17 protein-coding genes are annotated in these 13216 nt (G+C 71.7%); 10 read left to right on the top strand and 7 right to left on the bottom strand.

All coding sequences use genetic code 11. The features are described from left to right. The first annotated feature begins 5 nt into the window (after positions 1 to 5). Positions 6 to 1316, top strand: coding sequence for a cytochrome P450 (locus ACWDXC_RS32720; RefSeq protein ID WP_449988322.1), 1311 nt, complete (start codon positions 6 to 8; stop codon positions 1314 to 1316). A gap of 75 nt (positions 1317 to 1391) precedes the next feature. Here the strand turns inward: ACWDXC_RS32720 and ACWDXC_RS32725 are convergent, their stop codons facing one another. Continuing rightward, positions 1392 to 1679 carry a DUF4287 domain-containing protein gene (locus ACWDXC_RS32725; RefSeq protein ID WP_449988325.1) on the bottom strand — a complete coding sequence of 96 codons (288 nt, stop codon included), beginning with the start codon at positions 1677 to 1679 and terminating at the stop codon, positions 1392 to 1394. Between the two features lie 105 nt (positions 1680 to 1784). Here ACWDXC_RS32725 and ACWDXC_RS32730 point away from each other — a divergent pair, with 105 nt between their 5' ends. Next, positions 1785 to 2432: a winged helix-turn-helix transcriptional regulator gene (locus tag ACWDXC_RS32730; protein WP_449988328.1), complete on the top strand. Its 648-nt coding sequence runs from the start codon at positions 1785 to 1787 to the stop codon at positions 2430 to 2432. A gap of 37 nt (positions 2433 to 2469) precedes the next feature. On the opposite strand, the gene ACWDXC_RS32735 is transcribed toward ACWDXC_RS32730, so the two are convergent. Beyond that, the gene (locus tag ACWDXC_RS32735; protein WP_449988330.1) at positions 2470 to 2838 is read right to left on the bottom strand and encodes a hypothetical protein; all 369 of its coding nucleotides are present in this window, start codon (positions 2836 to 2838) and stop codon (positions 2470 to 2472) included. 228 nt (positions 2839 to 3066) lie between these two features. On the opposite strand from ACWDXC_RS32735, the gene ACWDXC_RS32740 reads away from it, so the two are divergent. From ACWDXC_RS32740 to ACWDXC_RS32760, 5 genes are all read left to right on the top strand, one after another. Beyond that, the gene (locus ACWDXC_RS32740) at positions 3067 to 3261 is read left to right on the top strand and encodes a hypothetical protein (protein WP_449988333.1); all 195 of its coding nucleotides are present in this window, start codon (positions 3067 to 3069) and stop codon (positions 3259 to 3261) included. A 130-nt stretch (positions 3262 to 3391) separates the two neighbouring features. Then, entirely contained in the window at positions 3392 to 3865 is a 474-nt protein-coding gene (locus ACWDXC_RS32745; RefSeq protein ID WP_449988336.1) for a carboxymuconolactone decarboxylase family protein, read from the top strand. Between the two features lie 37 nt (positions 3866 to 3902). Beyond that, complete coding sequence (locus ACWDXC_RS32750; RefSeq protein WP_449988339.1) at positions 3903 to 4412, top strand: carboxymuconolactone decarboxylase family protein; 510 nt, start codon at positions 3903 to 3905, stop codon at positions 4410 to 4412. A gap of 187 nt (positions 4413 to 4599) precedes the next feature. Beyond that, positions 4600 to 5439, top strand: a complete 840-nt coding sequence (locus tag ACWDXC_RS32755) for a helix-turn-helix domain-containing protein (RefSeq protein ID WP_449988342.1) — start codon at positions 4600 to 4602, stop codon at positions 5437 to 5439. Positions 5440 to 5505: 66 nt separating this feature from the next. Then, complete coding sequence (locus tag ACWDXC_RS32760; protein WP_449988344.1) at positions 5506 to 6087, top strand: dihydrofolate reductase family protein; 582 nt, start codon at positions 5506 to 5508, stop codon at positions 6085 to 6087. A 148-nt stretch (positions 6088 to 6235) separates the two neighbouring features. On the opposite strand, the gene ACWDXC_RS32765 is transcribed toward ACWDXC_RS32760, so the two are convergent. Further along, positions 6236 to 6655 (bottom strand): winged helix-turn-helix transcriptional regulator, encoded by a 420-nt coding sequence (locus ACWDXC_RS32765; protein WP_449988347.1) that lies wholly within the window; start codon positions 6653 to 6655, stop codon positions 6236 to 6238. 117 nt (positions 6656 to 6772) lie between these two features. Between ACWDXC_RS32765 and ACWDXC_RS32770 the strand changes: the two genes are divergently transcribed. Both ACWDXC_RS32770 and ACWDXC_RS32775 read left to right on the top strand, forming a co-directional pair. Beyond that, entirely contained in the window at positions 6773 to 8173 is a 1401-nt protein-coding gene (locus ACWDXC_RS32770) for an FAD-dependent monooxygenase (protein ID WP_449988350.1), read from the top strand. 358 nt (positions 8174 to 8531) lie between these two features. Next, the gene (locus ACWDXC_RS32775) at positions 8532 to 9371 is read left to right on the top strand and encodes an NAD(P)-binding domain-containing protein (protein WP_449988353.1); all 840 of its coding nucleotides are present in this window, start codon (positions 8532 to 8534) and stop codon (positions 9369 to 9371) included. Here ACWDXC_RS32775 and ACWDXC_RS32780 read toward each other — a convergent pair. Genes ACWDXC_RS32780 through ACWDXC_RS32790 form a run of 3 tightly spaced genes read right to left on the bottom strand, consistent with a single transcriptional unit; the run spans position 9321 to position 11461 of the window. Then, a complete protein-coding gene (locus ACWDXC_RS32780; RefSeq protein WP_449988356.1) occupies positions 9321 to 9923 on the bottom strand; it encodes a cadmium resistance transporter in 603 nt (200 codons plus the stop codon). The two genes, ACWDXC_RS32775 and ACWDXC_RS32780, sit on opposite strands and share 51 nt — an antisense overlap. A gap of 49 nt (positions 9924 to 9972) precedes the next feature. After that, complete coding sequence (locus tag ACWDXC_RS32785) at positions 9973 to 10521, bottom strand: VOC family protein (protein WP_449988359.1); 549 nt, start codon at positions 10519 to 10521, stop codon at positions 9973 to 9975. A gap of 25 nt (positions 10522 to 10546) precedes the next feature. Then, entirely contained in the window at positions 10547 to 11461 is a 915-nt protein-coding gene (locus tag ACWDXC_RS32790; protein ID WP_449988362.1) for an NmrA/HSCARG family protein, read from the bottom strand. A 94-nt stretch (positions 11462 to 11555) separates the two neighbouring features. Between ACWDXC_RS32790 and ACWDXC_RS32795 the strand changes: the two genes are divergently transcribed. Beyond that, a complete protein-coding gene (locus tag ACWDXC_RS32795; protein WP_449988365.1) occupies positions 11556 to 12113 on the top strand; it encodes a TetR/AcrR family transcriptional regulator in 558 nt (185 codons plus the stop codon). 56 nt (positions 12114 to 12169) lie between these two features. Here the strand turns inward: ACWDXC_RS32795 and ACWDXC_RS32800 are convergent, their stop codons facing one another. Next, complete coding sequence (locus ACWDXC_RS32800) at positions 12170 to 13075, bottom strand: oxidoreductase (RefSeq protein ID WP_449988368.1); 906 nt, start codon at positions 13073 to 13075, stop codon at positions 12170 to 12172. Between the last annotated feature and the right edge of the window lie 141 nt (positions 13076 to 13216).

The raw sequence follows: 13216 nt of genomic DNA on the forward strand, positions 1-13216 counted from the left end.
CGCAGATGCGCCCCGCGCGGCTCGGGATCCGGGCGCTGCTGGAGTATCAGCGCCAGGGCGAGACCTGGATCGAGCGGACCTTCGACCGGTACGGCCCGATCTTCACCATGTGGAACCCCGGCGTCGGGCGCGTGGCGATGCTGCGCGATGCCGACCACGTCAGGCAGGCGTCCTCGGCCAGGGAGCGGCTGCTGGCCCCGTTCGAGGGCGGCCCGCTCGACCTGGCGGCGGGTCCGCGCTCGATCCTGGCGCTGGAAGGGTCGCAGCACCTCCAGGTCCGCAAGCTTCTCCTCCCCCCGCTGCGCGGCAGCGCTCTCGAACGGCACCGCGCCCTCATGTCGGCCGCCGTGAGCCGGTCGATGACCTCGTGGCCGGTGGGCGTCCCCTTCGAGCTGCTGCCTCACCTGAGCGACACCGTCTTCGACATCTTCCTGGGCGTCCTGCTCGGCGTCGAAGGCGATCGGCTGGCGGCCTGGCGCGCGCCGTTCGCCGCGCTGCGGGCGCGGCTGCACGCGCCGTCGACGCAGGTCCGCTACATGATGCGGCGTACGGGCGCGGTCGCGGCATGGCGATCGTTCCACCGGGCGCGTGAGCAGTGCGTCCGCCTGATCGGCGCGGAGATCGAACGCCGCCGCCGCGACCCCGCCGGGCAGGGGGACGACGTGCTCGGCTCGCTGATGGCGGCGCGGACCCCGTCCGGGTCAGGGCTGACCGACGCGGCGCTGTGCGACCAGATGATGGCGCTGCTGCTGGCCGGGCACGAGACCACCGCCGTGGGCCTGGCCTGGACCGTGGAACGGCTGCTGCGGCACCCGGAGGCGATGGCGCGGCTGACGGCGGAGGCGCTGGCCGGGGACGGCGAGGCGTTCGCCACCGCCGTGGCCTGCGAGGCGCTGCGGCAGCGTCCGCCCGTCGCCTTCAAGCCCCTCGGCGTCACCCGGCACGCCTGCCGGCTCGGTCCCTACGTCATCGAGCCGCGCACGACGCTGCTGGTCCACCTGCGCTCGCTGCACCACGACGCCCGCCACTTCCCCGCGCCCTCGGCCTTCAGGCCCGAACGCTTCCTCGACACGCGCCCCGCGCCGGGAAGCTGGCTGCCGTTCGGGCTCGGCGCCCACCTGTGCCCCGGCAAGCCGTACACGATGGCGCAGAGCGGCGCGCTGCTCCACACGATCCTGCGTGGTGGTGAGCTCTCGTTGCCGCCGGACGCGCGGGACGAACCCATCGAGCGGGCACATGTGGTGATCAACCATCCGGGCCGCAACTGCCTGGTCACCTACCGCCCCCGGGCCCGTCCGGCCTCTCAGGGCCGTTGAGCCGCTAGCAGGCCGGCTGCGGGATACCGGGGAAGCGGAGTCGGATGCCACGAGTTCCGTTGTTCGTCCGGCTCGTCAAGGCCGGTTGTTCTTGCCGTCCAGCCATAGCGTGTCGGACGCGTCGCGGTGGGAGCCCGAGCTGCCGACGTGTTTGGCGTCGATCTTCGGCCCCTTCTTGATCACGTGCACCAGCGCCATCGCGTGCCCGCGCCCGAGGTCGTAGTCCTGCTTCAGCCAGTCGACGATCACTCCGGCCTTCACGGACGGGGCGTCGAAGCCGCGTTCCTTCGCCAGAGCGATGAACTCACGAGGGGTCAGTCCGGTCTTGTCCTCGATGTTGTCGAGGTAGGCCTGGAACGACATGCGCTTCTCCATTCTCCAGCGAAGAGGCTTCGCGACCGCGTGGGCTGCAAGCTTGTCTTTTGCAAGTACGCTTTGTCAACTGAAGTATGGGTTATGATTGCCACCATGGCGCCGAGGGAGTACGGACAGTTCTGCGGCCTGGCCCGCGCGATGGAGATGGTCGGCGAACGGTGGACCATGCTGGTCATCCGCAACCTGCTCACCGGGGCCCAGCGCTACACGGACCTGCGCAATGGCCTGCCGGCCATCCCGACCAACATTCTGTCGGCCCGCCTCAAGCAGCTGGAAGAGGCGGAGCTGGTCACCCGTCGCGCGCTCCCGTACCCCGATCGCGCCGTCGTCTACGAGCTGACCGACTACGGACGCGACCTCGAACCCGCGTTGATCGCGCTGGGCCGCTGGGGCGCGCGGACGCTCACCGAGCCCCGCCCCGGCGAGCTCGTCACCGCCGAATCGGTCGCCATGTCGTTCCGTACCGCTTTCCGGGCGCAGGCAGCCCGGGGGGTCACGGCCGGTTACGAGATCCGCCTGGGTGACTTCACGTTCCGCTTGCAGGTCAGCGATGGCGAACTCGAGGTCGGCATCGGCCCGCACCCGGCGCCCGACCTCGTCATCGAGCGGTTGAGCGGCCACCCCGTCCGCGAGCTGATGGGTGGCGGCAAGACCCCGGATGAGCTGCTCCGCGACGGCAGCCTGCGTGCCGAGGGCGATCCCGAGCTGCTGAGCCGATTCGCCGAGATGTTCCGCTTCTGATCACCGGGGGCCCCGCGAGGTCCTCACGAGCTCGGGATCAGCAGGTGATCCTCCGGCTCTTGTTGGTGAAGCCGCCGGCCTTCTCCGCGTAGACCCAGACGCGCCAGTCGTAGGTGCCGTCACCGCACCTCGCCGGGAGTCCGACCTTCTTGTCGGAGTCCTTGGTCCAGGTGTCCGAGTTCATGGTCTGCCAGCCGTACCATCGCTTGCGCTGCACCTTCAGCGTCATCTGCCCGCAGTCGCCGACCCACGTGACCGTGCCCTCGACGTGCGCGCCGTCCTTGTACGGGATGCCCGGGCTGACGCTGCACGCCGCTGCTGCCCGCGTCGCGGCGCCCGCCGGCTGGGCTCCCGCGAGCAGTCCGGCGGAGACTGTCAGAGCGATGATTCCGACCGATAGCCGCATGGTTCTCCTGTCCCTTTCGTTCCTGGGTCGATGTGGAGGGGACGATACGGACGAGCGGTATGTCCGCGGTATGTCGGGGACGCGCGTCCGGCGTTCTCAGCATCCCGAAACATGACGGTCTCACGACCGGTGCGCGGCCATAACGCGTTCGGGAGCCGGGAACGGGTGAGGTTGGCAAGTGCGGCGCCGGCGTGCCGGGTCCGCGGCCGGTGTCCTCGAGGTCCGCAGGTGAGGACAGGAATGATGTCACCGCAGAGCAGCCAGCCCAAGACCGCCCCGGAACCCGTCCGCGATCCGCGCCAGGACCACCTGCTGACCTCGCGGAACAGCGCGATCGTCCTGATCGATTTCCAGGAAGGCCAGTACGCGACCGTGGGGTCCGCGACGCGGGCCATCGGGCAGCGCTCCGGCAACCTGTTCTAGGGCTCCGACCGGGCTGGGGACACGTTCCGGGGGCTCCCCGATGTGACGTGCGTCATGCCGGCCGGTCGTCCCGGGCGTCCCGGCTCCTTCGTCTCTGAGGTGTAACAACCGAAGCAGCGAGGAGATCGTCATGGAGAGCCGTTTCAACTACGCCGAGAACCCGGTCGGGGCCAAGGCCGTGAAGTACGTCATCTCGGCGGGCAAGGTCGTCACGGACTCGTCCCTGCCGCCGCTCACGAAGGAGCTGGTGGCGCTCCGCATCAGCCAGATCAACGGCTGCGCGCCCTGCGTCGAGATCCACACCAAGGACGCCGAGCACGCGGGAGAGACCTCGCTGCGGATCAACCTGGTCCCGGTCTGGCGGGAAGCTCCGGTCTACACGGACGCCGAGCGGGCCGCCCTGGCACTCGCGGAAGAGGGCACCCGCGTCGCCGACGCCGCTGGGGGCGTCAGCGACGAGACGTGGGCGGAGGCGTCCAGGCACTACGACGAGGACCAGCTCGCCGCCCTGGTGGCGCACATCGCCGTGATGAACGCCTTCAACCGCATGAACATCATCACCGCGCAGCCCGCCCCCGGCACCTACCGGCCCGGCCAGTGGTAGATCCGGAAACCCCCATAGCCGAGAGGACGACCTTGTCATGACCGAACACGCCACGACCGCGCGGAGCGGTCCCGAATCGCGTCTCTCCGACCCGAGCACGTTCGTGCCCGAACTGGGGGCGATCGCCGGAGGAATGACCAGGGCCGCCGAGAACGGCTCGGTCCCGCGGGCCACCATCCTGCTGGCCCAGCTCCGGATCGGCCAGCTCATCGGCAGCACGTACCACACGGTCGTGCAGTCAGGCCAGCTGCGCGAGGAAGGGGAGCCGGAGGAGCGCATCACCGCCGTGGCGAGCTGGCAGGACGCGCCCCACTACTTCACCGGCGCGGAGCTGGTCGCACTGGAGCTGGTGGACGCCATTCTCACCCCGAACCCGTCCGGCGAGCGCGTCCCGGACGAGCTGTTCGCCAGGGCGTCCGCGCACTACGACGAGAAGGCGCTCGTGACGCTGTGCATGGCGATCGGCAGGAGCTGCTTCTTCGCCCCCATCACCCTCGTCGGCAAGCCCTCCCCGGGCCGGGCGCCGGGCGAGAACTGGAGGAAGTGACCTGAGCGAGGCCCGGCGCGCGTCCAGCGACATCGTCATGTGGCTGAAGACCTTGCCCTTGAGGGTCCTCCTCTGGTTACCGCGCGGCCCGGTGGTTCCGGCCCGTCCTCCAAGGGTCATGGGGCGGACCGTTCCCGGCGGCGGAACTCATCGCGCCCGGTCGGACGGCGTCGGCGATACTGTGGGCGTGGAGTACGTGTCCAGAGTGCCGCGTCCGCCGCTGGACAGGCTGATCGACGACCTCTACTACCTGGAGGGCGCGTCGCCGTACGCCCGGCTGACGCTGCCCCCGATGCCGGCGGCGCTGCTCATCGTCAACCTCGGGGCGCCGTTCCGCATCCGCGCCGGCGCCGACCTCGAGACGGGCGCGTACGCCGACGGCTGCGTGGTCACCATGCCCACCCGCGCGCTGGAGTTCGGCTACCCGCTGCGGACCCGGTCCGTCGGCGTGCACTTCAAGCCGTGGGGGCTGGCGCCGTTCCTGCCGATGCCCGCGGCCGAGCTGTGCGACCGGCCGGTGACGGTGGAGCAAGTCTGGGGCCGGCCCGCCGTCGCCGAGCTGCGGGACCGGCTGGCCACGGCGGACGGCCCGGACGAGATGCTGACGCTGCTCGAACAGGAGCTGACGCGACGGCTGCGCGAGACCACCGGCCTGGGGCTGGTCCGCCACGCGAGCAGCGTCATCGCGGCGGCCGGCGGGGCGGTGGCGATCGGCGACCTGAGCGCGGCGGCCGGGGTCAGCAGCACGCATCTGGCGCAGCGGTTCAAGGAGGTCGTCGGCGTCACGCCGAAGCGGCTGGCCCGCACCCACCGTTTCACCGCCACCGTGTTCGCGATCGACCCCGCCGGACCGATCGACTGGGGCGAGCTCGCCGGTGGCGCAGGCTACTTCGACCAGGCCCACTTCGGCCACGAGTTCCGGGCGTTCACCGGGCTCACGCCGACCCGGTACGTCGAGGTCCGGCGGCGGTTCCTGCGCGAGCATCCCGGCCACGCGCTCGACGGCTGGCCGCTGCCGGCCGATTGATTTCTTACAAGAGCGGCAGCGCACGGCACGCTAATTTGAGGGCACCCAAAATGGAGGAGGGGCCCTGTGGGCAAGGTGGTCATGTACAGCTCGGTGTCGGCGGACGGTTTCATCGCGGACGAGAACGACCTGCCCGGACCGCTGTTCGACTGGTTGACCAGCGGTGACGTCCCGTTGGACGAGAGCGGTGAGCTGAAGGTGTCGCAGACGTCCTATGACTACACCAGGGCGTACTGGGACCGGATCGGGGTCACGATCGTCGGCCGCCACGTCTTCGACCTGACGGACGGCTGGGACGGAAAGCCGCCGAGCGGCATCGACCACGTGGTCGTCGTGACGCACCGGCCGCAGCCCGAGGACTGGGACCCCGGGGCGCCGTTCCACTTCGCCGACGGCGTCGAGGCGGCCATGGCCAAGGCGCAGGAGCTCGCGGGCGACCGCGTGATCGAGGTCGCCGCCGGCGACGTCGGTGGCCAGGTGCTCGCCGCGGGGCTGGTCGACGAGGTGCGCATGGACGTCGTGCCGGTGGTGTTCGGGTCCGGCAAGCGCTATTTCGGGTCGGTCCACGCGCAGCACCTGCTGGAGGATCCCGACGTGGTGATCCAGGGCAACCGGGTGCTTCACCTGCGTTATCAGGTGCGCCGCTGATCCATCTGGTTCACCTGCAGACGAGAGGCGTGGCGCCTGGGGGCGGTGCCACGCACGTGGAAGTGCCTTTTGTAGGCCCTCTCTTACTCACTCATGATGGTGTTACGCACTACGAGTGAGGTGAGGAAATGGCCCCCTTGATGCCACATCAGGCGTCGCGGAGCCGGCCGGATCTGCCCCGGCCGACTCCGATGAGCTCGCTGGCGGCCCGGTTGCGGGCGATCTCGCCGTGATGGGTGGCGGCCCAGCCGGCCATCGCCGTCACCGCGTCGATCAGCGACCGGCCCAGCTTCGTCAGCTCGTACTCCACTCGCGGCGGGACCTCGGCGTACGCGGTCCGGGTGATCAGGCCGTCGCGCTCGAGATGCTTGAGCGTCTGGGTCAGCATCCGCTGGGATATTCCCGGGATGCTCGCCTGCAGGTCGGAATAGCGCAGCGGGCCGGCGTTCAGGGTGCCGATGGTCAGCACCGTCCACTTGTCGCCGATGCGGTCGAGCACCTCACGGATGAAGGCGCTGTCCTCCGGCCACGCCTGGCACGGACCGGCGATCTGTCGCGCTGACGCCATCTCGTTTCCCTCTCATTCGGCTGTAACCGCACTACCAGTATGTGACACGTGCGGGGCGGTCACCCCGATCCACGACCACGCCCGCGCCACACCTCAACGCAACGGAGAGTGATCACTGTGAACGCACATGACACCGTCGTGGTCGGCGCGGGCCCGGTCGGGCTGTGGACGGCTGCGGAGCTGGCCCTGGGCGGCGGGCGACCGCTGGTCCTGGAACGGGCCGAGCAGCGCAGCCCGCACTCCAAGGCGCTGGCCATCCACCCGCGCACGATCGAGGTGCTGGCGATGCGCGGGCAGGAACAGGCCTTCCTCGACGGCGGGCTGCCCGTGCCGGACGGGCACTTCGGCATGCTGCCCGCCCGCCTGGAGTTCCGGGAGCTGGCCACGCCGTTCCCGTTCATGCTCGCGCACCCGCAGCTGCGCACCGAGGAACTGCTCGAACAGCACGCCCTGGCCCTCGGAGTGGTGATCCGGCGCGGGCACCGGGTGACCGGGCTGAGCCAGGACGAACAGGGCGTGACGCTGCGGGTCAGCGGGCCCGCTGGCGCGTACGAGATCACCGCGGACCACGTGGTCGGGGCGGACGGCGCGGGCAGCACCGTACGCCAGGCGGCGGGCATCGGCTTCCCCGGCACCGACTCGACCATCTTCGGCTTCCTCGGCGACGTCGAGCTGGCCGACCCGCCGGAGCGGCGGCCGGGCACCTGGCACAACGAGCACGGCGCGCTGATCGTGGCCCCGATCCCCGGCGGGCGCTACCGCGTCACCGGGTACGCCCCGTCAACCTTCACCCCGACCCTGGAGTCCCTGCGGGAGACGACGCAGCGGATCGCGGGCACGGACTTCGGCATGCACTCCCCCGTGTGGCTGTCCCGCTTCGGCAACGCCACCCGGCTCGCGGCGCAGTACCGGAAGGGCCGGGTGTTCCTGGCGGGCGACGCCGCGCACATGCACTTCCCGGCGGGCGGCGTCGGGCTGAACGTGGGCCTGCAGGACGCGATGAACCTGGGCTGGAAGCTGGCCGCGGTCCAGCGGGGCCGGGCGGAGGCGTCCCTGCTGGACACCTACCACCAGGAACGCCATCCCGTCGGCGAGTCCCTGGTCGAACACACCAAGGCCCAGACCGCCCTGATCACCGCCACCACCGAGGACGGCCTGCCCCTGCGCCGGTTCATGGCGGACCTGCTGCGCGCCCATCCCGGCGTGGCGGCCGAGCTGGCCGGCACGCTGACCGCGCTGGACGTCCGCTACCCGGGCGCCCATCCTCTGGCAGGGCGGCGCCTCCCGGCCACCCGCGAGCAGCTGCGCCTGCTGCGCGAGGGCCGCCCGGTGCTGCTGGCCCAGGAAGCCACCCCGGCGCTGAAGGACCTTGCCGTGAGCGCGGACCTCCAGCTGTACGAGACCGAGCTGCCCTGGCCCACGGCCGCCGTGCTGATGCGCCCCGACGGGCACGTGTGGGCCGCCGGAGACACTGCCGGGCAGCTGGCGGACGCCATGACAGAACTCCCCCTGGCCTGACGGGAAGCGGCACGGACGTACGCGGGAGGTGGGCGACCAGCCCGGCCTTGACCGCCCGCTCCGCCCGGGTGACGATGCCGATCGACTCCCCCGGGATGCCGGGCAGCTCCCGCGGCCAGGCGTCCTGGATGTCGTCGGCGACGTCCCGCGGCGTGCCGGCCCGGCCGGTGCCGGTCTGCGCGCCTCGCCCGGCCTCGGTTCAGCGCGCAAGATTCTTGCGTTGCGGGGCGGAAATTCTCCATCGGTTCGATCGGGGGTTCGACTAGCGTCGGCCGGGTCCGGATGCCTCCGACGAACAGGAGCAGGGTCATGCCGGTTTCAGTGTCCGCCGCTGACCCGTACGGAAGAAGGAGGCACGATGAGGCGCGTCGGCGTCATCGGGGTGGGTGAGATCGGCCGGGCGATCGTGACGGGCCTGTGCGAGGGGGCCGGCGACGCTCCCGAGGTGTTCCTCTCCCCTCGGGGAGCTCGCACGGCCGCCGAGCTGTCCGGGCGCTACGAGAGCGTACGGGTGTGCGCGGGCAACCAGGAGGTACTGGACCGCTCCGACATCGTGATCATCGCCGTGCGCCGCGACGATCGGCACGAAGCGCTGGCCGGCCTGACCGTGGGCGACGACAGGGTCGTGGTCAACGTGATGGCCGGGGTCGGCAACGACGACCTGCGCCGGACACTGGCCACCGGCGCCCCGCTGGTACGGGCCATCCCCCTGCCCGCCGTCCGCGAGCGCCGTTCCGTCACCGTGACGCACCCCGCGCACCCGGTCGTCGACGACCTGTTCGCGCGGCTGGGCGGGGTGCTCCCGGTCGAGGACGAGGCGGCCTTCAACGTCTTCTCCGCACTGACGGGAACGCTGACCGCCCACTACTCCTACCTCGCCACGATCGCGTCGTGGGCCACCGGCCACGGCATCGCCCCCGAGGACGCCGACAGCTACGTGCGCGGCCTCTTCCAGGGCGTCGGCCGCTCCCTGAGCGACCGGACCCGCTCCCTGAGCCAGCTCGCGGCCGACCACGAGACCCCGAACGGCAGCAACGAACGCGTCCGCACCACCTGGTTCACCCCGGCCAACGCCCATGCCCTCGGCCAGGCCCTCGACGACCTCCTCACCCGGCTCGACGGGCCATGGGACGGCGGCGCGCGGGACCTACAGGCCGAAGGCGCCGCCCTCGACGAGGATCGCCACGCCGATGCCTGACAGCACGAGCGGCAGCAGTACGTGACCCCACCGGCTCAGCGTCCGGGCGACGACCGGCCGGGTGGCGAAGAGCCGGCCGGCGGCACACCATACGGCGACCAGGGCCAGGAACACGACGATGTGGACGGTCGTCGAGCCGGCCCCGGCGGTGGTGAACACCGGCACGTACACGCCGATGTTGTCGCCGCCGTTGGCGAAGGTGACCGCGGCCACCTCCCATGCCCTCGGCCCGCCGGCCGGCGCCTCCCCGGGCCCCTCGTCCTCGCCGTCGCGGTGGCTCCGCCACGCCTGCCAGGCCGCCTTCAGGCCCAGGAGCAGCGGCAGCAGACCCAGATACGGCAGCACCGGCTCGGGCAGAAGGGCGGCGCCGAAGGCCGCGATCACGGCCACGACCAGGATGCCCAGGAACCCGAGATACTGGCCGGCCACCACCCGCGCCGCCGCACCCGGGCTCCCGGCGCCCCGGGCGAAGAACAACGCCAGGATCACGAGGTCGTCGACGTTCGTGATGGCGAACAGCCCGGCCGCCTGACCGACGACACCCACGTTCACGCCGGTTCTTCCCCTTCACCCGTGATGCGCCCCCGGCGACCCTACAAGGTCACTCCCCCGCCGACGAACGCCGGCCGGCTCGCGCTGGAGCGGCCAGCGTGGCCATCGCCTCGAGCAGCGTCGCGTACACGGGGCCGGGTTCGGCGGGCTCCTCCCAGCTCGGCTCCTCCCCGTCCGCCGGGCCGGTCTCCGCCGCCGGGAAGAACAGCCACCACAGGTTGTGCCAGGGGTCGAGGAACCGGGCGATGCCGTATCCGCCGTAGAAGGGGGAAACCGGCGTGACGACGGTCGCGCCGCGTGCGACCGCTCTGCGCAGCGTCTCCTCGGGGTCGGCGACGTACACCTGGGTCAGGGCCGGGGTGAACGGCCAGTCGGCCTTGCGGTCAGCGACCATGATCAACGAGTTGCCGATCTTGACTTCGGCGTGGATCAGCGTTCCGTCCGCGGCGTGGAAGTCAGGGGTGCGGGCCTCCTTCCGCTCCGTCGCGTCGAAGACCGCGACGAGGAAGTCGATGAAGGATTCGGCTCCGTCGACGACGACGAATCCGTTGACAGTGTTCTCGCCCCGGGGTTCGGGACCTTGCTCGGTCATCTCCATGCCCGGAGGCTAGGGACGATTGCGGTCAGGCTCCTGCCGCGATGACGGACCGCGCCCACTGGTGGAAGCCGGTCAGCGGAATCCCCAGGCCGGCGGCGAACTCAGGGCGCGCCGGTGCGGGATGTGCGCTCATGTACTGCTGCGCCTGGAAGAGCCCGGTCGCCAGGCCGTCCGCGAGGGCCTGCTCCGGGCCGGCCGGAAGCTCGATCGTGGTGTCGAGGGCCTCGGACAAGACCCGGGCGGCGGTGCGGAAGCTCAGCACGTCACCGGCGAGTTCGAGTTCGACGCCGTGAAACCGCCCGGGTTCCGCGAACGCCGCGGCGGCGGCCGCCCCGATGTCGCCGACCGCGACGAAGGGAAGCGGGACGTCGGGATCGACCCCGACGAGGAGCCGGTCCGAGGTCAGGTCCGCGAAATAGGACGACGGCCGGACGAAGTTCTCCATGAACGTGGCCGGGCGCAGGATCGTCCACCGGGGGAAGCCCGCGCCGCGTACGAGATCCTCGACCGCGGCCTTGCTGCGCAAGTAGTGCCGCATGTGCGCGCCCCAGCGCCGCTCGTCGAAGCGTTCGACGTCGACGGTGCCCGCGCCCGACACCGAGGTGTGCACCACGTGCTCGGCACCCGCCGCCCGGGCGGCCTCGACGAGGTTGCGCCCGTGCCGGACCTCGGCGTCACCCATCGGGTCGGCGGGATCATAGGTCTGCACCGAGAACACGGCGCGGGCGCCGTCGAGCGCCGCTTCCAGCGAGGCGACGTCGTCGAGGTCACCGCGCACGAGGACGGCGCCCAGAGCGCCGAGGGCGGTGGCACGCTCGGAGCCGGGGTCCCGCACCAGGGCGTGAACGGGGACGCCGTCGCGAAGCAGCGCGCGGGCCACGGCGCCTCCTTGCTTGCCGGTCGCTCCGGTGACCAGCACGAACGATGACGATTCAGGCACGGCACTCCTCCAGAGAGCGATATGGGGTGGCACCCCACTTCGCAATCCAACATATGGGGTGGCCCTCCGGTTGTCCAGATGAAAGGGTGTCCTCATGGCGAACCCCAAGGCCACGCCGCAGCGATCGGACTGGCAGCGCAACCACGAGCGGCTCGTCGCGACGGCCGCGGCTCTCGTCGCCCGCGAGGGGGCGCAGGTCTCCCTGGAGGAGATCGCCCGTGAGGCCGGTGTGGGCTCCGCGACCCTGCACCGGCACTTCGCCTCCCGCCAGGCGCTGCTCGAGGAGGTCTTCCGCGACGAGGTCGAGCGGCTTCGCCTGCGCGCCCGCGAGCTGGCCGCCGGCGACCCCCGGACGGGACTCGTGACCTGGCTGGAAGAGCTGACGATCTCCGCCGTGAACACCCGCGGCCTGCCCGCTTCGCTGGCCGCCGGGGCGGGCGCCGGCCCGTCGGCCGGCGACACCTGCCACGCCGTCATGCGCGAGGCGACCGTGACGCTGACGGATCACGCCCTCGCCGCAGCCGGCGTCCGCCCCGGAGTCTCCCCGGACGACCTGCTCGCCCTGGTGGAGGCGGTCGCCCAGGCCACCGAGGGCGATCCGCCGGCGGCACTCCGCCTGCTCCGCCTCGCCCTCGACGGCATCCGGCCCTGACCGTCCCCCACGACGCCCCGGCCTCGCGGGGCGCATTCGCCCGCGTATCGGCTGGTTCAGAGGTACGTGACACCCGTCAGCCGCCCGGCCGCCTCCCAGAGCCACCTGCCGACGGCCGGATCGGCCGCCTCGCGGCTGAGCCGGGCCTCGGCGACCGGGCCGCGGGTCTCCCAGGGCCCGGACGGCCCGAAGAACTGGCCGCCCCGCACCCCGGGGTCGGTCGCGGCGCGCAGTTGCGGCAGCGCGCCGCGTTCCACCGGCTGGGTGACCACCAGGCCGAGCCGCGCGATCACCTGCCCGAGCCGGCCGCGGTGCTCCCAGGCGCGCGGAGTGAGGTTGGTGCGGGTCAGGCCGGGGTGGGCCAGCGTGCTGATGATCGGCGATCCGGCGGCGCGCAGGCGGCGGTCCAGCTCGACGGCGAAGATCGTGGTGGCGAGCTTGGACCGGCCGTAGGCGGGAGCGGCTCGATAGTCACGTTCGAACATCAGGTCGTCGAGGTCGAGGTGGGCGTTCCTGTGGGTGATCGAGCTGAGGCTGACCACCCGCGGCCTTCCGGCCGCGGCCAGGTTGCCGAGGAGCAGGCCGGTCAGCGCGAAGTGGCCCAGCATGTTGGTGCCGAGGTGCAGCTCGAAGCCGTCGGCGGTGGTACGGCGCGGGCCGAGCAGCACCACGCCGGCGTTGTTGACCAGCAGGTCGATCGCCGGGTGGTCGGCGGCCAGCTTCGCGGCGAACGCGCGTACCGAGTCGAGGCGGGCCAGGTCCAGCTCGCGCACCTCGACGTCGCCGCCGATGCGGCGGGCGGCCTCCTGGCCGGCGGCGGTGTTACGGACGGCGAGCACGACACGGGCGCCGCGGCGGGCCAGCTCGGTGGCGGTGACCAGGCCGAGGCCCGAGTTGGCGCCGGTCACGACGGCGATCCGGCCGTGCTGGTCGGGGATGCGATCAGCGGTCCATCCGGTCATCTGCTGCTCCTGGAGGTCTCGGTGCGGTCGACCGCCGACGTCAGGCTCGGTGCGGTCGACCGCCGACGTTAGGGGCGACGCGGGCCGCCTCCGTCGTTCCCGGTTGCCTAGGACCGCGGGACCTACCTTGGGTGGCCGGTC

It is taken from the genome of Nonomuraea sp. NPDC003214 (assembly GCF_053590035.1).